The 20,402-nt window shown below is 69.7% G+C and carries 19 protein-coding genes; 12 read left to right on the top strand and 7 right to left on the bottom strand.

All coding sequences use genetic code 11. From position 1 onward, the window contains the following. Both yhjD and ACFSZT_RS00150 read left to right on the top strand, forming a co-directional pair. Positions 1–1,014 carry an inner membrane protein YhjD gene (gene yhjD / locus ACFSZT_RS00155; RefSeq protein ID WP_377393795.1) on the top strand — a complete coding sequence of 338 codons (1,014 nt, stop codon included), beginning with the start codon at positions 1–3 and terminating at the stop codon, positions 1,012–1,014. Positions 1,015–1,042: 28 nt separating this feature from the next. Further along, complete coding sequence (locus tag ACFSZT_RS00150) at positions 1,043–2,302, top strand: MFS transporter (RefSeq protein ID WP_377393797.1); 1,260 nt, start codon at positions 1,043–1,045, stop codon at positions 2,300–2,302. On the opposite strand, the gene ACFSZT_RS00145 is transcribed toward ACFSZT_RS00150, so the two are convergent. Then, a complete protein-coding gene (locus tag ACFSZT_RS00145) occupies positions 2,303–3,475 on the bottom strand; it encodes a D-alanyl-D-alanine carboxypeptidase family protein (protein ID WP_377393849.1) in 1,173 nt (390 codons plus the stop codon). It lies immediately after the preceding gene. A gap of 99 nt (positions 3,476–3,574) precedes the next feature. On the opposite strand from ACFSZT_RS00145, the gene ACFSZT_RS00140 reads away from it, so the two are divergent. Next, positions 3,575–3,838: an SCO4848 family membrane protein gene (locus tag ACFSZT_RS00140; RefSeq protein ID WP_377393799.1), complete on the top strand. Its 264-nt coding sequence runs from the start codon at positions 3,575–3,577 to the stop codon at positions 3,836–3,838. 171 nt (positions 3,839–4,009) lie between these two features. Continuing rightward, complete coding sequence (locus tag ACFSZT_RS00135; RefSeq protein ID WP_377393801.1) at positions 4,010–4,360, top strand: hypothetical protein; 351 nt, start codon at positions 4,010–4,012, stop codon at positions 4,358–4,360. A 255-nt stretch (positions 4,361–4,615) separates the two neighbouring features. On the opposite strand, the gene ACFSZT_RS00130 is transcribed toward ACFSZT_RS00135, so the two are convergent. Genes ACFSZT_RS00130 through sdhC form a run of 4 tightly spaced genes read right to left on the bottom strand, consistent with a single transcriptional unit; the run spans position 4,616 to position 8,101 of the window. Next, the gene (locus ACFSZT_RS00130) at positions 4,616–5,392 is read right to left on the bottom strand and encodes a succinate dehydrogenase iron-sulfur subunit (protein ID WP_377393803.1); all 777 of its coding nucleotides are present in this window, start codon (positions 5,390–5,392) and stop codon (positions 4,616–4,618) included. A 37-nt stretch (positions 5,393–5,429) separates the two neighbouring features. Further along, the gene (gene sdhA, locus ACFSZT_RS00125; RefSeq protein ID WP_377393805.1) at positions 5,430–7,217 is read right to left on the bottom strand and encodes a succinate dehydrogenase flavoprotein subunit; all 1,788 of its coding nucleotides are present in this window, start codon (positions 7,215–7,217) and stop codon (positions 5,430–5,432) included. Positions 7,218–7,241: 24 nt separating this feature from the next. Beyond that, positions 7,242–7,658 carry a succinate dehydrogenase hydrophobic membrane anchor subunit gene (locus ACFSZT_RS00120; protein WP_377393807.1) on the bottom strand — a complete coding sequence of 139 codons (417 nt, stop codon included), beginning with the start codon at positions 7,656–7,658 and terminating at the stop codon, positions 7,242–7,244. Then, positions 7,658–8,101, bottom strand: a complete 444-nt coding sequence (gene sdhC, locus ACFSZT_RS00115) for a succinate dehydrogenase, cytochrome b556 subunit (RefSeq protein WP_377393809.1) — start codon at positions 8,099–8,101, stop codon at positions 7,658–7,660. Before sdhC ends, ACFSZT_RS00120 begins: the two co-directional genes overlap by 1 nt. A gap of 412 nt (positions 8,102–8,513) precedes the next feature. On the opposite strand from sdhC, the gene ACFSZT_RS00110 reads away from it, so the two are divergent. The 6 genes from ACFSZT_RS00110 to ACFSZT_RS00085 all read left to right on the top strand — a co-directional run bounded on the left by ACFSZT_RS00110 (position 8,514) and on the right by ACFSZT_RS00085 (position 15,394). After that, a complete protein-coding gene (locus tag ACFSZT_RS00110; protein WP_377393811.1) occupies positions 8,514–9,569 on the top strand; it encodes a BMP family lipoprotein in 1,056 nt (351 codons plus the stop codon). 84 nt (positions 9,570–9,653) lie between these two features. Further along, positions 9,654–11,192 carry an ABC transporter ATP-binding protein gene (locus ACFSZT_RS00105; RefSeq protein ID WP_377393851.1) on the top strand — a complete coding sequence of 513 codons (1,539 nt, stop codon included), beginning with the start codon at positions 9,654–9,656 and terminating at the stop codon, positions 11,190–11,192. 69 nt (positions 11,193–11,261) lie between these two features. Beyond that, a complete protein-coding gene (locus tag ACFSZT_RS00100; RefSeq protein WP_377393813.1) occupies positions 11,262–12,380 on the top strand; it encodes an ABC transporter permease in 1,119 nt (372 codons plus the stop codon). Then, a complete protein-coding gene (locus tag ACFSZT_RS00095) occupies positions 12,377–13,633 on the top strand; it encodes an ABC transporter permease (RefSeq protein WP_377393815.1) in 1,257 nt (418 codons plus the stop codon). Before ACFSZT_RS00100 ends, ACFSZT_RS00095 begins: the two co-directional genes overlap by 4 nt. After that, entirely contained in the window at positions 13,630–14,028 is a 399-nt protein-coding gene (locus tag ACFSZT_RS00090; protein WP_377393817.1) for a cytidine deaminase, read from the top strand. The genes ACFSZT_RS00095 and ACFSZT_RS00090 overlap by 4 nt, the downstream gene beginning before the upstream one ends. A 61-nt stretch (positions 14,029–14,089) precedes the next feature. After that, positions 14,090–15,394 carry a thymidine phosphorylase gene (locus tag ACFSZT_RS00085; RefSeq protein ID WP_377393819.1) on the top strand — a complete coding sequence of 435 codons (1,305 nt, stop codon included), beginning with the start codon at positions 14,090–14,092 and terminating at the stop codon, positions 15,392–15,394. A 4-nt stretch (positions 15,395–15,398) separates the two neighbouring features. Here the strand turns inward: ACFSZT_RS00085 and ACFSZT_RS00080 are convergent, their stop codons facing one another. Beyond that, positions 15,399–16,445: a PA containing protein gene (locus tag ACFSZT_RS00080; protein WP_377393821.1), complete on the bottom strand. Its 1,047-nt coding sequence runs from the start codon at positions 16,443–16,445 to the stop codon at positions 15,399–15,401. A 220-nt stretch (positions 16,446–16,665) separates the two neighbouring features. On the opposite strand from ACFSZT_RS00080, the gene ACFSZT_RS00075 reads away from it, so the two are divergent. Then, the gene (locus ACFSZT_RS00075) at positions 16,666–17,757 is read left to right on the top strand and encodes an adenosine deaminase (protein ID WP_377393823.1); all 1,092 of its coding nucleotides are present in this window, start codon (positions 16,666–16,668) and stop codon (positions 17,755–17,757) included. Between the two features lie 88 nt (positions 17,758–17,845). Next, complete coding sequence (locus ACFSZT_RS00070; RefSeq protein ID WP_377393825.1) at positions 17,846–19,033, top strand: MFS transporter; 1,188 nt, start codon at positions 17,846–17,848, stop codon at positions 19,031–19,033. Between the two features lie 9 nt (positions 19,034–19,042). On the opposite strand, the gene ACFSZT_RS00065 is transcribed toward ACFSZT_RS00070, so the two are convergent. Beyond that, on the bottom strand, positions 19,043–20,302 hold the full coding sequence (locus ACFSZT_RS00065) for a primosomal protein (RefSeq protein WP_377393827.1): 1,260 nt from the start codon (positions 20,300–20,302) through the stop codon (positions 19,043–19,045). Positions 20,303–20,402: the final 100 nt, after the last annotated feature.

The following is a 20,402-nucleotide window of genomic DNA, read 5'->3' as shown; positions in this document are numbered from 1 at the left end:
GTGGCAGAACAGAAGGCGGACCAGGAGAAACTGCTGCCGCGACTGCGTCGCAGGCATCCCTGGCTGGACCACGTGTTCAGATCCAACGAGGCCTTCACCGAGCGGTACGGCAACCACTACGCCGCCGCGATCACCTACTTCTCGGTGCTGTCGCTGTTCCCCTTGCTCATGGTCGGCTTCTCGGTGGCGGGGTTCGTGCTCAGCAACGACGCCGCCGCACTCGAGCGCATTCGCGACGGCATCGTCACCTCCGCCCCGGAGGGCATCCGTGGATTCCTCACCGAGATCGTCAACGCGGCCATCAGGTCGAGGGCGGGCATCGGCGTGCTCGGGCTGCTGCTGGCGGCCTACTCCGGGCTCGGCTGGATGAGCAACCTCCGCGACGCCCTCACCGCGCAGTGGGGCCAGGAGAAGAAACAGCTGCCGTTCCTGTCCACGAAGATCAAGGATCTGCTCGCGCTGCTCGGTCTCGGTCTCGCGCTGGGTGTCTCGTTCGGGCTCACCGCCATCGGCGGCGCCGCGGGCGGTTTCCTACTCGAGCTGGTCGGCCTGGAGGACCAGGGCTGGGCGCAGTTCGGGCTGCGCATGGCCACCGTGGTGCTGTCGCTGCTGGCGAACGTGCTCGTGTTCATCTGGGTCATCTCCCAGCTGCCGCGCGAGAAGGTGACCGCCCGCAGCGCGGTGAAGGGGGCGGTGCTCGCCGCGCTCGGGTTCGAACTGCTCAAGGTCGTCGGGTCGTACTACCTCGCGAGCGTCACCAGTTCGCCGAGCGGGGCGCTGTTCGGTCCCATCATCGGTCTGCTCGTGTTCGCCAACCTCGTGTCGCGGTTCCTGCTGTTCGTGACCGCGTGGACGGCCACGGCGCGGGAGAACGTCGTGCGCACCGTCGAGCCGCCGCCACCCGCCGTGATCAGGCCGAACGTCACCGTGCAGCGCGGGCCGGGCGCGGGCGTGGCCGCGGGCGCGTTCGGTGCCGGGGCGCTGCTCGCCTGGCTCGGGCGCAAACGCCGCTGAACTAAGCTCGCCCCTGGGAGGGGTGAGTGTGAGCGACACGGTGACGGAGGCGGACAGAGGCAAGCTGCCGCGTGAGGTCTACGTCCTGGTGGGGGCCAGCTTCCTCATCGCCATCGGGTACGGGCTGATCGGGCCCGCGCTGCCGAACTTCGCCGCGAGCTTCGACGTCGGGCTCACGGCCGCGTCGTTCGTGGTGAGCGCCTTCGCACTGGTGCGGTTGGCGTTCGCCCCGGCGAGCGGCCGGCTGGTGACCCGGTTCGGCGAGCGGCCGATCTACCTGTGGGGCGTGTCGATCGTCGCCGTCAGCACCATCGCCTGCGCGTTCGCCACGGAGTACTGGCAGCTGCTGCTGTTTCGCTCGGCCGGCGGGGTCGGCTCGACGATGTTCACCGTGTCCGCGATCGGCCTGCTCATCCGGATCTCGCCGGTGCACCTGCGTGGCCGCGCGTCCGGACTGTGGGGCACGAGCTTCCTGCTCGGCGGCATCGCCGGGCCCGTGTTCGGCAGTGCGCTGGTGGCCGTCTCGCTGCGAGCCCCGTTCCTGGCCTACGGGCTCGCGCTGGTGCTGACGACGCTGTTCGTGTGGTGGCAGCTGCGGCACTCCGAGCTTGCGGCCCGGCAGGCCGACGACACCGAGCCGACGATGACGTTCCGCGAGGCACTGCGGCATCCGACCTACCGCGCGGCGCTGCTGTCCAACCTGGCCAACGGCTGGGTGGTGCTGGGCGTGCGGATGTCGCTCATGCCGCTGTTCGTCACGGCCGTGCTGGCCAAGGGCGAGTCCTTCACCGGCATCGCGCTGGCGGTGTTCGCCGCCGCCAACGCGGCCGTGATGCTCGGCGCCGGCCGGTTCGCCGACGAGCACGGACGCAAGCTGCCCGCCGTGGCCGGATCGGCGCTGCTCGCGGTGGGCATGGTGTTCCTCGGGCTCACCGACAACGAATGGGTGTTTCTCGCCGCCTCGCTCGTCGCGGGTGTCGGCTCCGGCGCGATGAACCCGGCGCAGAACGCCGCTGTGGCGGACGTGCTGGGCGCCAAGGCGCGCGGCGGCTCGGTGCTGGCGGGCTTCCAGATGGCCGCCGACGTCGGCGCCGTGGTCGGTCCGCTCGCGGCCGGTGCCATCGCCGAACAGTGGTCCTTCGCGGGCGCGTTCGCCGTCACGGGCGGGGTGTCGGCGCTGGCGTTCGTGCTGTGGCTGTTCGCGCGGGAGACGCTGCCTCCCCGCGACGTCGGCGACACCGCCCAGGACGTGACCACCGACGTGCCCGGAGAGGCTCGCGGCGGCTGACTACTCCGGCCGCTGCAGGAACCCGCGCCGGTGCGCGACGATCAGGCCCAGCGCGACGAGCACCGTCACCACCACCGTGATGATCCAGCCGGTGGCGCCGAACGGGTCGGCAGGCGTGGAGCCCGTGGCCTCCGCGTCATCGCTGCCGCCGGTGGTGGTTGCGTCGACGGAGTCGCTCCGCGGCCCGATCACCACCTCACCGACCGGCTCGGTTCCCGACGCGGCCAGCGCGAAGCCGTAGTCGAGCAGGCGCGCGGCCTGCTCGGAGACGCGGACCGGCCGCTGCTCGGCCCGCAATAGCACGACGCCGATGCGCATGCCGTCACGCTCGGCCGCCCCGGCATAGGTGTGCCGGGCGTCGTCGGTGAAGCCGGTCTTCCCGCCGAGGAAGCCGGCGTAGTCCTGCAGGAGCCGGTTGTCGTTGTAGACGGGGTAGTCGGGCTGCCCGGTGCCGCCGGGGAACCGCATCACCGGCGTGCGGACGGCCGCGGCGTAGTCGGGCTGCTTCATAGCGTGGCGGAACAGCAGGCTCATGTCGTAGGCCGACGTGGTCATCCCCGGACCGTCCAAACCGGATGGTGTTGCCGCGCGGGTGTCCGTCGCGCCGAGGCTGGCGGCGAGCGCGTTCATCTTGCGGACCGCCGTCGGCACCCCGCCGAGCGCCGTGGCGAGGGCGTGGGCCACGTCGTTGCCCGAGCGCATCAGCAGGGCGTGCAGTAGCTCGTCCACTGTGTACTCGGAACCGGAGACGATGCCGACGCAGGTGCACTCCTGGTGGGCGTCCTCGGGCGTGGGCACCACTATCTGGTCCGGCTCCAGTTCGTCGATCACCACCAGAGCCAGCAACGTCTTGATGAGCGAGGCGGGGCGGTGCCTGCCGTGCGGGTCGCGGGCCGCGAGGACCGCGCCGGTGTCGAGATCCTGCACCAGCCAGGCCGCCGCCGTGAGCGGACGCGGCGGCGGGGGCGCGCCCTCGGGCAGCACCAGGCCGCACTCGGCCATGCGGTCGCCGCCCGCCGGCTCGTCCGCGACCGGCAACGGCGCGGGTGACGGCCGGCCGGGCGGCGGCTCCTCCGACGTGTCGACCGGCGGCGGGGGCAGCACCCGGTTCGGGCACGGTGGCGCGGGTGGTTCCGTCGTCCGCTGCGCGAGCGCGGGCTGCCCGGTGACCATGAGCAGGCCGGTGAGCAGTGTGATGAGGAGAACGCGGAGCGGAACGGTGCGGCGCACCCGTGCAGATTAGCCCGCTGAGCCGGGGTGATACTGCCAAGTATGCGAATGTCTCGCGGTATTTCCCTCTTCCTGCTGGCCTTCGGCGTGTGGTCGTGGATCATCTGGACGACCTTCGTCGGCAATCTCTGGGACAGCGACGACGCGTGGACCGCCGACGGCTCACCGACCTCGTACTTCATCGTGCATCTCGTGCTGGCCATCGTGTCGCTGGTGCTGGGCACGATCATCGGCGTCCTCGGGCTGCTCGGGCTGCTCGCCGGCCGCCGCCGCGATCACGAATCGGCCAAGCCCGGCCAGTCCTAGGAACGTCGTGGGTCGTGGTGCGTCGAAGAGGATGTGACCGACCCGTATCGACCCGCGTCGCCCGCGGGCACTCCTGTGCCATCCGCCCCGTCTGTGCCGTCCGGCGCGTACCCGCCGCCGGGCCCGGGCGTCCCTGCGCCACTGGTCAGGCCTCCGCGCCGCCGGTCCGTCGTGGCGGCCCTGGCGGCGGGGCTCGTGCTGGGCGGGGGCGGGGTCGGCCTGGTGTGGGCCCTCACCGTCGGGGGCGGTCCGGAGGGCGCCGAGGCCGACGTGGCAGCCGCGTGCGAGGTGGTCGCCCGCACGCCGACCATCGACCTGGAAGGCAACAACTACGCCTCCTACCGCCGGTGGGGTGCGGCGGCCGAGCTCGCCGCTGCTGCTGGCGAACTCGACCCTCGCTACAGCTCGATCGCCGAGACCCTGGGCAAACCCTTGCGGATCGCTCAGGCGAGCTTCGACACCGAGAGCACGGAGTTCTCCGAGGCGATGGCCGCCGCCCGGGAGGCGTGTGCGGATTTCTGACCGGGGTCAGCACTCCGCACACGTGCACCGGCCTACGCGGACGGCCGACACGGCTACGCGGATGGCCGACACGGCTACGCGGATGGCCGACACGGCTACGCGGATGGCCGACACGGCTACGCGGATGGCCGACACGGCTACGCGGATGGCCGACACGGCTACGCGGATGGCCGACACGGCTACGCAGACCACAGACACGACGAAGGCCACCGGTCCGCGCGCGTCGGGCCGGTGGCCTTCGAGGTCGCCGGAAGGTCAGGTGCGCTTGAACAGCAGCGCCCGCTTGACCTCCTGGATCGCCTTCGTCACCTGGATGCCACGGGGGCAGGCGTCGGTGCAGTTGAACGTCGTGCGGCAGCGCCACACGCCCTCGGCGTCGTTGAGGATGTCCAGCCGCTCCTCCGAACCCTCGTCGCGGGAGTCGAAGATGAACCGGTGGGCGTTGACGATCGCCGCCGGGCCGAAGTACGACCCGTCGGCCCAGTACACCGGGCAGGACGACGTGCACGCCGCGCACAGGATGCACTTGGTGGTGTCGTCGAAGCGCTCCCGGTCGGCCTGCGACTGGATCCGCTCACGCGTTGGCTCGTTGCCGTAGGCGATCAGGTACGGCTTCACGGCCCGGTAGGCCTCGAAGAAGGGCTCCATGTCGACATAGAGGTCCTTCATCGTGGGCAGGCCCTTGATCGGCGCGACGGTGACGGTGGTCTGCTTGCCCTTCTTGTTCAGCAGGTCCTTCACCAACACCTTGCAGGCCAGCCGGTTGATGCCGTTGATCTGCATCGCGTCCGAGCCGCAGATGCCGTGCGCGCACGAGCGCCGGAACGCCAGCGTGCCGTCGACGTAGTTCTTGATGTTGAACAGCAGGTTCAGCACGCGGTCGGTCGGCAGCGCTGGGACGTCGTAGGACTCCCAGTGCGGCTCCGAGTCCACCTCGGGGTTGAACCGGAGAATCTTCACCGTGATGGTGACGGAGCCTTCCGGCGCGGGGATCTGCGAGGTGTCGTGCTTGGGTTCGGCTACAGCGGTCATTTCGCTTCCTCCGCGGGAGGGATTACGTCGGAAGGCATCAGTACTTCCGCTCCATCGGCTCGTACCGGGTGAAGGTCACCGGCTTGTAGTCCAGCCGGATGTCCGCCATGAACCCGGTGAGGCCGAGGGGCGCGTCCGGGTCCGGCTTGTCCGGCAGGATCTTGTACGACATCGAGTGCCGCATGAAGTTGACGTCGTCGCGGTTCGGGTAGTCCTCGCGGGCGTGCCCGCCGCGGGACTCCTTGCGCGCCAGCGCCGCGTTGACGAGGAACTCGGCGAGGTCGAGCAGGAAGCCCAGCTCGATGGCCTCGAGCAGGTCGGTGTTGTACCGCTTGCCCTTGTCCATCACCGAGATCCGGCCGTAGCGCTCCTTGAGCGCCTGCACGTCGGTGAGCGCCTGCTTCAGGGTGTCCTCGGTGCGGTACACGGCCGCGTTGGTGTCCATCGTGGCCTGCAGCTCGGTGCGGATGTCCGCCACGCGCTCACCGCCGGTGGCGGTCCGCAGGTGGTTCACCATGCCCTCGACCATCGCGGCCGGGTTCTCGGGGAGCTCGACGTAGTCGCGGCTGTTGGCGTACTCCGCCGCGGCGATGCCCGCCCGCCGGCCGAACACGTTGATGTCCAGCAGCGAGTTGGTGCCCAGGCGGTTCGCGCCGTGCACCGACACGCACGCGCACTCGCCGGCGGCGTAGAGGCCCGGGATGATGTTCTCGTTGTCCCGCAGCGCCTCGCCGTGCACGTTGGTGGGGATGCCGCCCATGGCGTAGTGCGCGGTCGGGTACACCGGCACCGGCTCCTTCACCGGGTCCACGCCGAGGTAGGTGCGCGCGAACTCGGTGATGTCCGGCAGTTTGGTCTCGAGGACCTCCTCGCCGAGGTGCGTGCAGTCCAGGAGCACGTAGTCCTTGTTCGGGCCGGCGCCGCGGCCCTCGAGCACCTCGAGCACCATCGAGCGGGCGACGATGTCGCGCGGCGCGAGGTCCTTGATCGTCGGGGCGTAGCGCTCCATGAACCGCTCGCCCGAGGCGTTGCGCAGGATCGCACCCTCACCGCGAGCACCCTCGGTGAGCAGGATGCCGAGGCCGGCGAGGCCGGTCGGGTGGAACTGGTAGAACTCCATGTCCTCCAGCGGCAGGCCCTTGCGCGCGTAGATGCCCATGCCGTCGCCGGTCAGGGTGTGCGCGTTGGACGTGGTCTTGAAGACCTTGCCGAAGCCGCCGGTGGCGAACACGATCGACTTCGCCTGGAACACGTGGATCTCGCCGGTGGCCAGCTCGTAGGCGATGGCACCGGAGGCCACGGGCCCGTCGGCGGTGTCGGTGAGCGTGATGTCCAGGACGTAGAACTCGTTGAAGAACTCGATGCCGTGCTTGACGCAGTTCTGGTACAGCGTCTGCAGGATCATGTGACCGGTGCGGTCGGCCGCGTAGCAGGCCCGGCGCACCGCGGCCTTGCCGTGGTCACGCGTGTGACCGCCGAAGCGCCGCTGGTCGATCTTGCCCTCGGGGGTCCGGTTGAACGGGAGCCCCATCTTCTCGAGGTCGAGCACCGCGTCGATGGCCTCCTTGGCCATGATCTCCGCGGCGTCCTGGTCGGTGAGGTAGTCGCCACCCTTGACGGTGTCGAAGGTGTGCCACTCCCAGTTGTCCTCTTCGACGTTGGACAGCGCGGCGCACATGCCGCCCTGTGCCGCGCCGGTGTGGGAGCGCGTCGGGTAGAGCTTGGTGAGCACAGCCGTGCGTGCGCGCTGGCCGGCCTCGATCGCCGCGCGCATGCCGGCGCCACCAGCTCCGACGATCACCACGTCGTACTTGTGAAACTGCATGGGAAGTCTCCCTGTGGTGGGGGGTCAGCTGGCCGGGATGTCGGGATCGAAGGTGAAGATCACCAGCGTGCCGAGCACGAGGATGACGGCCATCGCGACGTAGAGGAGCATCTTCAGCCAGAAGCGCGTGGAGTCCTTGCGCGCGTAGTCGTCGATGATCGTGCGCAGCCCGTTGCCGCCGTGCAGCTGGGCCAGCCACAGCATCATGAGGTCCCAGAACTGCCAGAACGGCGAGGACCAGCGGCCTGCGACGAAGGCGAAGTTGATGCGGTGCACGCCGCCGTCGAGGATGTTCATGATGAACAGGTGGCCGAGCACGAGCACCACGAGCAGCAGGCCCGAGATGCGCATGAAGGCCCAGCTGTAGAGCTCGAAGTTGTTCCGGCGCGCGGCGGGCCGGCGCGGGGAGCGAGGCTTGTCCAGAGTGAGCGTCTCAGCCATCAGTTGCCTCCGAACAGGTCGCTCACGGTGCGCTCGAGCATGAAGTACGTGCCGGGGATCATGACGACGATCCAGATGCCGAGGATCGCCCACAGCATCGGGCGCTGGTACTTCGGTCCCTTGGCCCAGAAGTCGACGAGGACGATTCTGATGCCGTTGAGCGCGTGGAACAGCACGGCCCCGACGAGGCCGACCTCGAGGAGGTTGACGATCGGGTTCTTGTAGGTCTCGATGACCTCGTCGTAGGCGTTCGGCGAAACGCGGACGAGTGCGGTGTCGAGAACGTGGACGAACAGGAAGAAAAAGGTGAGCACGCCGGTGATGCGGTGCAGCACCCACGACCACATGCCGGGGTCTCCGCGGTAGAACGTTCCGCTCCGGCGTGAGGCGCCCGCCCGATCACTCGCTCCCGCCTCGGTGGCGGTGCTCGCAGTGGTGGACATCGGTGTACGGCCTCCAACGTCACTGATGGACTAAGCCCGGCGTACCGCGACTTTGCCGAGGTCAAGGTAGTCGAGCGTGGATACGCGGGAATGCTAGACCTGCCCCGGCACCGGGGTGGTGCCTCGGGTTGTTACCTGTGATGGACCAAACACTGAGCACACACCTGCAGCGCACTGGAGCGTGGTCCAGGTCTCACCGGGAGTTTCACCGGAGCCGTCGCGGCCAAACATTTGGTCACCGAGCGTGCGCAATCGATCGCGCAGCTACGGACGGAGTAAACATTTAGGTTACGCACGGTGCCACGCAGGTGCCGCGAATTTCACAGAGCGGTACCGTTCGCCAGTCCGGTCCGGCAGGAGAGCCGGGCCGTTCTCAGTTCGTCCGCTGGAACAGCGGGGAAGGAGATACACCGTGCGTCGAAAGCGTGGTGGAACGCTGGCGGCAATCGCCATGGCCGGCGTACTGGCACTGACCGGCTGTGGCGGGTCGGACGGCGGCGACGCCGGCGCCCAGGGTGGCGGCTCGGGCGAGCTCAAGATCGGGCTGGCCTACGACATCGGCGGCCGCGGCGACCAGTCGTTCAACGACTCCGCCGCTCGTGGTCTGGACCGGGCCAAGCAGGAGTTCGGCATCGAGGTGACCGAGCTCGAGGCCGCCCAGGGCGAAACCGACGCCCAGAAGGAGGACCGTCTCCGCCAGCTCGCCGAGGCCGGGTACAACCCGATCATCGCGGTCGGGTTCGCCTACGCGGGTCCGCTCGGCAAGGTCGCGAAGGACTACCCGGAGGTGAAGTTCGCGATCGTCGACGACTACACGCCCGGCACCGACACCGGCGACAACATCGCCAACCTGACCTTCGCCGAGGAGCAGGGCTCGTTCCTGGTGGGCGCGGCCGCGGCGCTGAAGAGCAAGACCGGCAACGTCGGGTTCGTCGGCGGTGTGAACACCCCGCTGATCCAGAAGTTCGAAGCCGGCTACACCCAGGGCGTCAAGGCCGTGAAGCCGGACGCGACGGTGCAGGTCAAGTACCTGACCCAGCCGCCGGACTTCTCCGGGTTCAACGACCCGGCCAAGGGCGAGACCGCCGCGAACGGCATGTTCGACTCCGGCGCCGACGTGATCTACGCGGCGGCGGGCGGCTCGGGCAGCGGTGTGTTCCGGGCGGCCAAGGAGAAGGGCGCGATGGGCATCGGCGTCGACTCGGACCAGTACAAGCAGCCCTCGCTGGCCGATGTGCGCGACGTCATCATCACGTCGATGGTCAAGAGTGTCGACCTGGCGGTCTACGACTTCGTCAAGTCCGTCAACGACGGCAACTTCAAGGCCGGCAACAAGGTCTACGACCTCGAGGTCGGTGGCGTCGAGTACTCCACCAGCGGCGGCAAGATCGACGACATCAAGCCGCAGCTCGAGCAGTTCAAGCAGAGGATCGTCTCCGGCGAGATCAAGGTCTCGGCGAAGAAGTGATCGGAGCGTGCTGAGCCCGACGGGCCCGGGGAGACCCTCCGGGCCCGTCGGTGTTTCCTCGGCACCTGGCAAGGAGCGTGCACCATCAGCAACAGCGAATCAGCGCTCGCCGTCCAACTGAGGGGAATCACCAAACGCTTCCCGGGCGTCGTCGCCAACTCCGACGTGAACCTGGACGTGCGCACCGGCACCGTGCACGCCCTGGTCGGGGAGAACGGCGCGGGGAAGTCGACCCTGATGAAGATCCTCTACGGGATGCAGCGTCCCGACGAGGGGACGATCTCCATCGACGGCAAGCCCGCGGACCTTCACACTCCCGCCGATGCCATCGCCATGGGCATCGGCATGGTTCACCAGCACTTCATGCTGGCCGACAACCTCACGGTGCTGGAGAACGTCGTGCTGGGCGACGAACCGAGATCCGGTGGTGGTCTCGACTTCAAGACCGCCCGCGCCCGGATCAAGGACATCTCCGAGCGCTACGGCCTCGGCGTCGAGCCCGACCGGCTCGTCGACGAGCTCGGCGTGGGCGAGCGGCAGCGGGTCGAGATCCTCAAGGTGCTCTACCGCGGCGCGAAGATCCTCATCCTGGACGAGCCCACGGCGGTGCTCGTGCCGCAGGAGGTCGACGAACTGTTCGGCAACCTGCGCGAGCTCAAGTCCGAGGGCCTCACCCTGCTGTTCATCTCGCACAAACTGGACGAGGTGCTCTCGGTCGCCGACGACATCACCGTCATGCGCCGCGGCACCACGGTCGCCAGCGTGAGCCCCGGCGACGTCACGGCGCGGCAGCTCGCGGAACTGATGGTGGGCAGCGCGTTGCCGGTGCCGGAGCTGCGCGAGTCCACCGTCACCGAGGAGCGCGTGCTCGAGGTGTCCGGGCTGACGGTCACCTCGCCGGACGGCCGCACCGTGCTGGACGACGTGTCGTTCACCATCCACGCCGGCGAGGTCCTCGGCATCGCCGGTGTCGAGGGCAACGGGCAGGCCGAGCTGGTCGAGGCGCTGATGGGCATCCGGCCGCTGCACGCCGGGTCGATCGCGCTCAAGGGCAAGGACATCACCCGGCTCTCCACCCGCAAGCGCCGGGACGCCGGCATCGGCTACATCCCCGAGGACCGGCACCGGCAGGGCGTGCTGCTCGAGGCGCCGCTGTGGGAGAACCGGATCCTCGGCCACCAGACGAAGGCGCCGAGTGTGCGTGGGCTGCTGCTCAACCGCGCGGGAGCGCGGGCCGACACCGAGCGGATCGTCGCCGAGTACGACGTCCGCACGCCGAGCATCGACGTGGCCGCGGCGGCGCTCTCGGGCGGCAACCAGCAGAAGCTCATCGTGGGCAGGGAGATGAGCGGCGATCCCGTGCTGCTCATCGCCTCGCACCCCACGCGCGGCGTCGACGTCGGCGCGCAGGCCGCGATCTGGGAGCAGATCCGCAAGGCCCGGGCCGAGCACCTCGCCGTGCTGCTGATCTCCGCCGATCTCGACGAGCTGATCGGCATGTCCGACAACCTGTCCGTGATCCTGCGGGGCAATCTCGTCGCCTCGTACGACCCGAAGACGGTCACGCCCGAGGAGCTCGGCTCGGCGATGACCGGTGCCGGGACAGGAGGATCCGATGAGTGAGACGCGCGCGCAGTCGACGGCGCGGGCAGGCCGGGCGCGGCGCTGCGCGACCGGGACCGAGGGGGCGTGATGGGACGGATTTCCTGGCGTTCGGTGTCGCTGGGCCTCGCGGCCCCGGTCGGCGCGCTGGTGTTCGCGCTGATCGTGTGCGGCATCATCCTGTCGATCACCGGCCATCCGCCGTTCGAGGTGGCCGAGGACATGCTCGGGTCGCTGGAGCGTCCGCGCACCATGGCGAACTCGCTCAACAGCGCCACGACGTACTACCTGTCCGCCGTCGCCGTGGCGATCGGCTTCAAGATGCGCCTGTTCAACATCGGCGTCGACGGCCAGTACCGGCTCGCCGCGATGCTGGCCGCCGCGCTCGCCGGAGCGTCCTTCATGGACTCTCTGCCGTCGGTGCTGCGCATCGCGATGACCATCCTCGCCGCGATGGTGGTCGGCGCGGTCTGGGCGGGCATCGCCGGGTTCCTCAAGGTCACGCGTGGCGTGAGCGAGGTCATTTCGACGATCATGCTCAACTCCGTCGCGACGGCACTGGTGGCGTTCCTGCTCAACCCCGACCGGCTCGCGGTGACGGTGGCGGGCAGCAACAACATCGGCACGGCGCCGATCACCGAGGACGGCCAGGTGCCGGGCATCCCGTACGAGGGGTCCTCTTCGGACGTGTTCGGGCTGATCTTTCTGGCGTTGGCGGTGGGTATCGCCTACTGGTTCATGCTCAACCGCACGCGGTTCGGCTTCGACCTCAAGGCCACCGGTGAGTCCGAGTCGGCGGCCGTGGCCAGCGGTGTCAACGTGAAGAAGATGGTGTTGGCGAGCATGCTGCTCTCCGGCGGCATCGCGGGGCTGGTCGGCATGCCGCAGCTGCTCGGCGCCTCGCACTCCTACTCGCTGGACTTCCCGGCAGGGCTGGGCTTCACCGGCATCGCGATCGCGCTGCTCGGCCGGAACCACCCGGTGGGCATGGCCTTCGCGGCCTTCCTGTGGGGTGCGCTCGACCAGACGTCGAACGTGCTCGATCTGTCGGGCGTGCCGAAGGAGATCGTGGTCATCATGCAGGGCGTGATCGTGCTGTCGGTCGTGATCGCCTACGAGCTCGTGCGCCGGTACAAGCTCAAGCTCGAACAGCGTGACGTCGGCCGTGCGCTCGGCACCACCAAGGTTCCCGAGGAGGTGCAGGCATGACCGCGAGCGGATTGAGCGTCGGCGCCGAGCCGACCGTCGTGCGGCCACGCAGGCGCATGTCGCCGAGTATCTATCTGGTCCTGGCGCTGGTGGCGCTGGCCGTGGTGTCCCTCGTGCGCGTCACCACCGGTGCGGGCAACCTGACCTCCAGCGGCACGGTGGCCGCCGCGCTCACCGCGGCGGTGCCGATCGCGCTGGCCGGCCTGGCCGGCCTGTGGTCGGAACGCGCGGGCGTCATCAACATCGGCCTCGAGGGCATGATGGTGCTGGGCACGTTCGGTGCCGGTTTCGCGGGCTACCAATGGGGTCCGTGGGCCGGTGCGCTGGCGGGCGTGCTGCTCGGCGCACTCGGCGGGTTGATCCACGCCGTCGCGACCGTGACCTTCGGCGTCGACCACATCATCTCCGGTGTGGCGATCAGCCTCGCGGCTCCGGGCCTGACGCTGTTCCTGGCGAAGCTGTACTTCACCGACGCACCGGGCGGTGGGCAGAAGCAGTCGCCGCCGATCGAGGACGTCCCGCACGTGACCGTGCCGGGGTTGTCCTCGGTCCTCGGCGACCTCGAGGAGCAGGGCTGGTTCTTCGTGTCCGATCTGGCCGGTCTCCTGCGCGGGCTGACCACCGACGTGTCGTTGCTGACGCTGGTGGCCGTGGTGCTGTTCCTGCTGACGGCCTACCTGTTGTGGCGCACACCGTTCGGCCTGCGGTTGCGGTCGTGCGGTGAGGCACCGCAGGCCGCGGAGTCGCTCGGCGTGAACGTCTACAAGTACAAATACGCGGCGATCACCGCCTCGGGCGCGCTCGCCGGCCTCGGTGGTGCGATCCTCGCGATCGCCTCGGCGCAGTTCCGGGACGGCCAGACCGGTGGCCGTGGCTACATCGGCCTCGCGTCGATGATCTTCGGCAACTGGCGGCCCGGCGGCGTCGCGGCGGGTGCCGGGCTGTTCGGCTACACCGACGCCATGCAGCTGCGCGGGGAGGGCGCCGTGCACGCGCTGCTCGTGCTGCTCGGCATCGCGCTGCTCGTGCTGGCGGTGGTTCAGCTGCGGGCGAAGAACTACGTGGTGGCGGGCGTGGCGACGGTGCTCGGTATCGCGTTCATCCTGTGGTTCGTGTTCACCGACCGCGTGCCGCCCGAGCTCGTGAGCGCGGCTCCGTACGTGGTGACGCTGCTCGTGCTCTCGCTGGCGGCGCAACGGCTGCGGGCGCCCAAGTGGGTCGGCCGCACGTACCGGCGAGGAGAGGGCGGATGAGTCCGTCCGAACCGGACTGGGAGCGGTTGCGGCAGGAGGCGGTGCGTGCGGCCGCGCTGGCGTACGCGCCGTACTCCGGGCTGCACGTCGGCGTGGCCGGGCTCGTCGACGACGGGCGGCTGGTGACCGGGTGCAACGTCGAGAACGCCTCGTACGGGCTGGGTCTGTGTGCCGAGTGCACGATGGCGGGCCAGCTCCGGCTCTCCGGCGGCGGGCGGCTGGTCGCGGTCGCCTGCCGCGGGGGATCGGGGGAGCTGCTGATGCCGTGCGGCCGGTGCAGGCAGATCCTGTTCGAGCTCGGCGGCGCCGACTGCCTGCTGGACACTCCGAGCGGCATCCTGCCGATGTCGCGGGTGCTGCCGGACGCGTTCGGCCCGGCCGACCTGCCGGCATGACGACCCGCGAGCGTCCCGGGGCGGCCGGCGGCGGAGGAGCCGTGCGGGAAGGAGCCGAGGCATGAGTGCCCGCGAACCGTTCGCGGCGGTCGACGTCATCCGGGCCAAACGGGACGGCCTGCGGCTCACCGCCGAGCAGATCGAGTGGGTCGTCGACGCCTATACCCGCGGCGTCGTCGCCGAGGAACAGATGGCCGCGCTGGCCATGGCGGTGTACCTGCGTGGCATGGACGCCGGCGAGACGGCGCGCTGGACCGGCGCCATGATCGACTCGGGGGAGCGGCTCTCGCTGCACGTCTCCCGGCCGACCGTGGACAAGCACTCGACGGGCGGTGTCGGCGACAAGATCACCTTGCCGCTGGCCCCGCTCGTCGCGACGTGCGGGGTGGCCGTGCCGCAGATGTCCGGCCGCGGCCTCGGCCACACCGGCGGCACGCTCGACAAGCTCGAGTCGATCCCCGGCTGGCGTGCGCAGTTGTCGCCGGAGGAGATCGGCAGGCAGCTCGAGGACGTCGGCGCCGTGGTCTGCGCGGCGACGCCGACGCTGGCTCCGGCCGACCGCAAGCTCTACGCGCTGCGGGACGTCACGGCCACCGTCGAGTCGGTGCCGCTCATCGCCAGCTCGATCATGAGCAAGAAGATCGCCGAGGGCGCGGGCGGGCTGGTGCTCGACGTCAAGGTCGGCTCCGGTGCCTTCATGAAGTCCCTCGACCAGGCGCGCGAGCTGGCGCGTGCCCTGGTGGGCATCGGCTCGGCGCACGGCGTGGCGACCACGGCGCTGCTCACCGACATGAGCACACCGCTGGGCTCGGCGGTCGGCAACGCGATCGAGGTGGCCGAGGCCGTCGACGTGTTGCGCGGCGGTGGTCCGCCCGACGTCGTCGAGCTGACCCTGGCCCTGGCGCGCGAGATGCTCGCGATCGCGGGCCGGGCCGACATCGACCCGGAACCGGTGCTCGCGTCCGGCGCGGCGTACGAGACGTGGTGCCGGATGATCCGGGCCCAGGACGGCGATCCGGACGCACCGTTGCCCCGGCCGGCACACGTCCACGTGGTGCCCGCGCCGGAGAGCGGCGTGCTCACGCGCCTGGACGCCTACGCGGTCGGCGTGGCGGCGTGGCGGCTCGGCGCGGGCCGGGCACGCAAGGAGGACCCGGTTCAGGCGGCCGCGGGCGTGCGGTGTCTGGCCAAGCCCGGCGAGCGGGTGGAGCGCGGTGCGCCGTTGCTGGAACTGCACACCGACACGCCGGACGCCGTTCCGTACGCGCTCGACGCCCTCGCGGGCTCCTATGCGGTCGCTGACCCCGGAAACGACGATGCCCCCGCCGGTGGCGAGGGCATCGTGCTGGAGCGGGTGCGGGCCTAGCGGCTCACTCCTCCGATTCGGAGGAGTTCGACTTGGCCTTGGACTCCGGGCCCTTCTGGGCGCGGCCGTTGCGGCGGCGCGGCTGCCGCGGTGCGGGCGGGGCCACCGCGACCGTCTGCGGAGCGGGCCCGCCACCCAGCATCAGCTCGGCGAAGGTGGCCATGGCCTCGTCGAGCTGGCCGCCGATGCGCCGCTCGGACTCCTCGTTGCTCTTGCGCACCACCGAGCTGAAGTACTCGTTGTCGGGCTGGTTCGACAGCGTGCCCTCGACCTTCGACAGCCCCGAGCGCAGCGAGCCGTCGAGATCGCCGAGCCTGCCGACGAGGTCGCCCTCCACCTTGTCCAGCCGGGTGGCCAGGTCGTCGAGGCGTCCGGTGACCTGCTCCAGCCGCTCGCCGAGCTTGTCGAGGCGCTCGGCCGGGTCCACCGTCGCGGCGGTCTCGGACAGCGCCGAGCGCAGCGTCTCGGTGGTGTTGCCGATGCGCTCCTTGGTGTCGGTCTCGAGCCGCTCGACGCGCTCCTTGAGGTTGGTCTCCAGGGCGTCGATCCGCTCGCGCACCGGCGCGTTCACCGCGGCAGGCATGGCCTCGAGCCGGTCGTCCTGCTTGTCGAGGTGGCCACCGAGCTCGTCGAGCCTGCGGTGGATGTTCTCGAGCTTGTCCTCCAGGCCGTCCATGCGGCCCGCGACGCCTTCGAACCGGGCGGCGACCCCGTCGAGCCTGCCGTCCAGCTGAGCGAACGGCTTGGCCAGCTTGTCGACCACGGCCTCGACCGCCCGCGCCAGCTCGGCCAGCGCGTTGTCCTGCGCCTCGAGCCGCGTCATGGTCTCGTCGAGCCGCTCGGCGAGGACGCTGACCTCGGTGCGGTCGGGCAGCTCGGACAGCCGCTTGCGCACCGCGCCGAGCGAGTCGACCGGCGCCAGCCGGGCATAGATGTCGTCGAGCGCGTCGAAGATCTGCTGCTGTTCGCTCTCTCGGACCTCGGCCGCGCGCACCAGCATGTTGCGCATCCGGTCGAAGGACGGGGCTGCAAGGTGGTTGTCAGTCGTCACTGCGGTGTCCTTCATCGGCGGGGAAAAGGATGGGACGTGATCGGCAGCCTATCCACCGGTCAATTGCGGGAGGTATCGCCCCCGTGAAATTGGCGGCGACCGGCGACCGAGCGCGTTGAAATAACGAAATGGTCAACAAACGGCAGGTTGCCGGTGGCGCTCGGAAGACGGGTCGCGCGAGACGAGCCGCGCCGGGTGCTTGCCCGGGTACCGTCGTCTCATGGTCACCACAAGTGTCCCGACCAGGGAAGAACTGCGCAGGGCTCCGAAGGTGCTGCTCCACGACCACCTCGATGGCGGCCTCCGCCCGCGCACCGTCGTCGAACTCGCCGAGAGCACCGGCTACGACGGCCTGCCCACCACCGACGTCGACGAGCTCGGCCGCTGGTTCCTGGAGGCGGCCGATTCCGGTTCGCTGGAGAAGTACCTGGAGACGTTCGCCCACACGTGCGGGGTCATGCAGACCGAGGAGGCGCTGGCCCGGGTCGCGGCCGAGGCCGTCGAGGACCTGGCCGACGACGGCGTCGTCTACGCGGAACTGCGGTACGCGCCGGAGTTGTTCGTGGCCCGCGGCCTGTCACTCGATGGGGTGATCAGGGCTGTCCAGGACGGCATCACGGACGGTGAGCGCCGGGCGGCGGCGAGAGGGCAGCGGATCCAGGCGCGCCAGTTGCTGTGCGCGATGCGCCAGCACGCGCGGGCGCTCGAGATCGCCGAACTCGCCGTGCGGTATCGCGACGCCGGGGTCGCGGGATTCGACATCGCCGGGCCGGAAGCGGGATATCCGCCGACCCGCAATCTCGACGCGTTCGAATACATGCGTGGCAACAACGGGCATTTCACGATTCATGCCGGAGAGGCATTCGGGCTCGCTTCCATCTGGGAGGCGATTCAGCATTGTGGCGCGGAAAGGCTCGGCCACGGTGTGCGCATTGTCGACGACGTGAAAACGTCGGCGGACGGCGAGGTGCAACTCGGCCGGCTCGCCTCGTATGTGCGCGACCGCCGGATCCCGCTGGAGATCTGCCCGTCGTCCAACGTGCAGACGGGCGCGGCGGCGTCGATCGCGGAGCACCCCATCGGCCTGCTCGCCAAGCTGCGGTTCCGCGTGACGGTGAATACCGACAACCGGTTGATGAGTGGTTGCTCGCTGTCATCGGAGTTCGCGGCTCTGGTGGACGCGTTCGGCTACGGCTGGGCCGACATCCAGTGGTTCACGATCAACGCGATGAAATCGGCGTTCCTGGATTTCGATCAACGGCTGGACGTGATCAATAACGTGATCAAGCCGGGGTACGCCGAGCTGGTCTGAGGCTGCCCTTCCCGGTGCGGTTGCGGTCCTTAGCCTTGCGAAGTAAAGTCCACTATCTAAGAGGTGGCTCTCAGATAGTGGGAAGCGCATGGCTCAGGTGGAGCAGGGCACGATCGGACGGCGGCGGTGGCTGATCCTCGCGCTGGGCTTGAGTGCGCAGACGGCGAGCTGTTCGTTCCTCTACGGCATCCCGTTCCTTGTGCCGTCGATGCGCGCGGCCGAAGGACTCACTTTGGGTGAAGCCGGGGCCGTGGTGGCTGCGCCGAGTATCGGTCTGCTGCTGACGCTCATCGCCTGGGGAGCGGCGGCCGACCGGTACGGCGAGCGGCTCATCATGGCCCTCGGGCTCGGCCTGTCGGGCGTGCTCCTGCTCGTCGCCGGCCTCGGCGCCCACTCACTCGCCGTGCTGTTCGCACTGTTCGTGGCCGCCGGAGCCTGTACGGCCTCGGTGAACGCGGCGAGCGGGCGCGTCGTGATGGGCTGGTTCGCTGCTCGCGAACGCGGTATGGCCATGGGCATCCGGCAGACCGCACAACCACTCGGGGTCGGGATCGCCGCGCTCGCGCTGCCTCCGTTGGCCGAGCACGCGGGCTTCCGGCCGGCCATGCTGTTCCCGGCCGGCTTCGCGCTCGCCGTCGCAGTGCTCGTCGCCTGGCTGGTCGTCGACCCGCCCCGGCCGCCACGCGACCCGGCGGGCCCCAAACCGGCCTCGCCGTACCGCGGGCCAGTGCTGTGGCGGCTGCACGGGGCGAGTGCCCTGCTGGTGGTGCCGCAGTTCGCGGTCTCGGCGTTCGCGCCGGTCTACCTCGTCGCCGTGCAGGGCTGGAGTCCGCTGGCGGCGGGCTGGTTCCTCGCCGTGGTGCAGGGACTGGGCGCGGTGGGCAGGCTGGTCTCCGGCTACTGGTCGGATCGCGTGGGCAGCAGGCTCCGGCCGATGCGGATGCTGGCGGTCGCGAGCGCGGCGGTGATGATGCTGCTCGCGGCCGGAGACGCGACGTGGAGCTGGCTCGCCGTGCTCGCGCTGACCCTCGCCGCCATCATCACCGTCAGCGACAACGGGCTCGGCTTCACGGCCTCGGCCGAAATCGCCGGCATCGCGTGGGCGGGCCGCGCCATGGGCGTGCAGAACACCACCCAGAACATCGCCGCCGTGCTGACTCCGCCGCTGCTGGGCCTGGTCATCGGCGACACGCGTTACGCCCTGGCGTTCTGCCTCGTCGCCGTGTTTCCGGTGCTGGCCATCTGGCTCACGCCGGTGCGCGCCGAGAGCCGGTGACGCGCGGTGTCAGTTGACGTGCAGCCGGTCCTCGAACGACTCCACCAGCCCGCGCCACGCCTTCTGCTCGGCGTCGAACGGCGGGCTCGGCGCGAGCCGGTTGGGGTCCGGCTTGATGACGAACGACACCAGCCAGCCCAGGCTCTCCGAGGTCGCCAGCGCGGCGCTCACGGAGTCGTCACCGGCCCAGTCGGCCGCGTCGGTGAGCAGCTCCACCGCCAGCTCGAGTTGGGTGGGGTCGATGGCGTCGAGGCCGTCGGCGATGTCGGCGTCGAGCCCGGCGAGGACGTAGGTGTTGTCCGGGTCCACGTCGATCTCCAGCTCGCCCGCCGTGGCCTTGGTGAGCACCTCGTCCCAAGTGGACACGTCGGCGAGATCGGTGTCGGCGAGCTCGCCCGGATCGGCCAGCTTGCGGGCCAGCGCCTTCTCCGAGCCGAACACCTCGATGGTTCCGTTGCTGCCGAGGAAGATCGGTTCGTCGTCGAGGTAGCAGCGGAGCGTGTAGTACTCGTTGCCCGGCACCACGATCTTGATCGGGTCGATCCCGACCTCACCCCAGAAGCCGACGGGCTCGTCGTCGCCGTCGTCGGTGTCCTCGGAGTCACCGTCCACGGTGTCCAGGTCCTCACCCTCGGTGTCCACACCGGCTTCCGCCTCCGCGGACTCCTCGTGGAACGCGGCGAGCTCCTCGGCCGTCTCCTCGAGCATCGCGGCGTCCACCTCGGGCACCGTCACCAGCTCGTCGATGGTGTCGAGGACGACGTCCCACTTCTCGGAGACCGTGGTGGACAGATCGTTCCAGAGGCGGGCACCCTCCCGGCCGCTGAACGGCAGCTGACCCTGGTCCAGCAGCGAGAATCCCTCGCAGCTGTCGAGGATCTCGTGCACCTCGTCCAGTTCGCACACGTCCGCCAGCGACCGCACGATGCCGACGATCTCGGCCAGTTCGGACAGAGTCCACGAGTCCGGGTCCTCGGCCACCATCTCCGGAACGCCGACCAGGTCGTAGGAATGGTCGTCGTCCGGGATGAGCTCGGGGACGTTGAGCTGGGGAACCGTGTCCCACGCCGGATGGTCGACGAGGTCGTGGCTCTCGGCGGTCCGGACGTAGGCGGCCAGGTGAGCCGCGTCGGGGAAGGCGTAGAGATCGTCCTCGTCACCGAGGAAGGCTTCCCACTCCTCGCCGTCCTCTCGCCATCGTGGCGCCCACAGGGTCACCAGATCGCCTTGTGGCAGCCCGAGCTCGATCGGGATGATATCCTGTGCCATTCCGCCCTCCGGAAACACCTGTGCGCATGCCGTCCCGGCGTGGTGCCGGGGCGGACGCGATACGCGAAGCCTACGGGTTCCGGCCGCGCGCCGCGATCAC

Origin of the sequence: Prauserella oleivorans (assembly GCF_042685745.1) — a bacterium.
GTDB classification, from domain to species: Bacteria; Actinomycetota; Actinomycetes; order Mycobacteriales; family Pseudonocardiaceae; genus Prauserella_A; species Prauserella_A oleivorans.
This window is presented reverse-complemented; position numbering and strand designations above follow the sequence as displayed.

Coding starts and splice junctions, on each gene's coding strand:
- ACFSZT_RS00145 (WP_377393849.1), bottom strand. CDS start 3,475: ATGGTCACCGGGCAGCCCGCGCTCGCGCAGCGGACGACGGAACCACCC.
- ACFSZT_RS00140 (WP_377393799.1), top strand. CDS start 3,575: ATGCGAATGTCTCGCGGTATTTCCCTCTTCCTGCTGGCCTTCGGCGTG.
- ACFSZT_RS00130 (WP_377393803.1), bottom strand. CDS start 5,392: ATGACCGCTGTAGCCGAACCCAAGCACGACACCTCGCAGATCCCCGCG.
- sdhA (WP_377393805.1), bottom strand. CDS start 7,217: ATGCAGTTTCACAAGTACGACGTGGTGATCGTCGGAGCTGGTGGCGCC.
- ACFSZT_RS00120 (WP_377393807.1), bottom strand. CDS start 7,658: ATGGCTGAGACGCTCACTCTGGACAAGCCTCGCTCCCCGCGCCGGCCC.
- sdhC (WP_377393809.1), bottom strand. CDS start 8,101: ATGTCCACCACTGCGAGCACCGCCACCGAGGCGGGAGCGAGTGATCGG.
- ACFSZT_RS00100 (WP_377393813.1), top strand. CDS start 11,262: ATGGGACGGATTTCCTGGCGTTCGGTGTCGCTGGGCCTCGCGGCCCCG.
- ACFSZT_RS00095 (WP_377393815.1), top strand. CDS start 12,377: ATGACCGCGAGCGGATTGAGCGTCGGCGCCGAGCCGACCGTCGTGCGG.
- ACFSZT_RS00090 (WP_377393817.1), top strand. CDS start 13,630: ATGAGTCCGTCCGAACCGGACTGGGAGCGGTTGCGGCAGGAGGCGGTG.
- ACFSZT_RS00085 (WP_377393819.1), top strand. CDS start 14,090: ATGAGTGCCCGCGAACCGTTCGCGGCGGTCGACGTCATCCGGGCCAAA.
- ACFSZT_RS00075 (WP_377393823.1), top strand. CDS start 16,666: ATGGTCACCACAAGTGTCCCGACCAGGGAAGAACTGCGCAGGGCTCCG.
- ACFSZT_RS00070 (WP_377393825.1), top strand. CDS start 17,846: ATGGCTCAGGTGGAGCAGGGCACGATCGGACGGCGGCGGTGGCTGATC.
- ACFSZT_RS00065 (WP_377393827.1), bottom strand. CDS start 20,302: ATGGCACAGGATATCATCCCGATCGAGCTCGGGCTGCCACAAGGCGAT.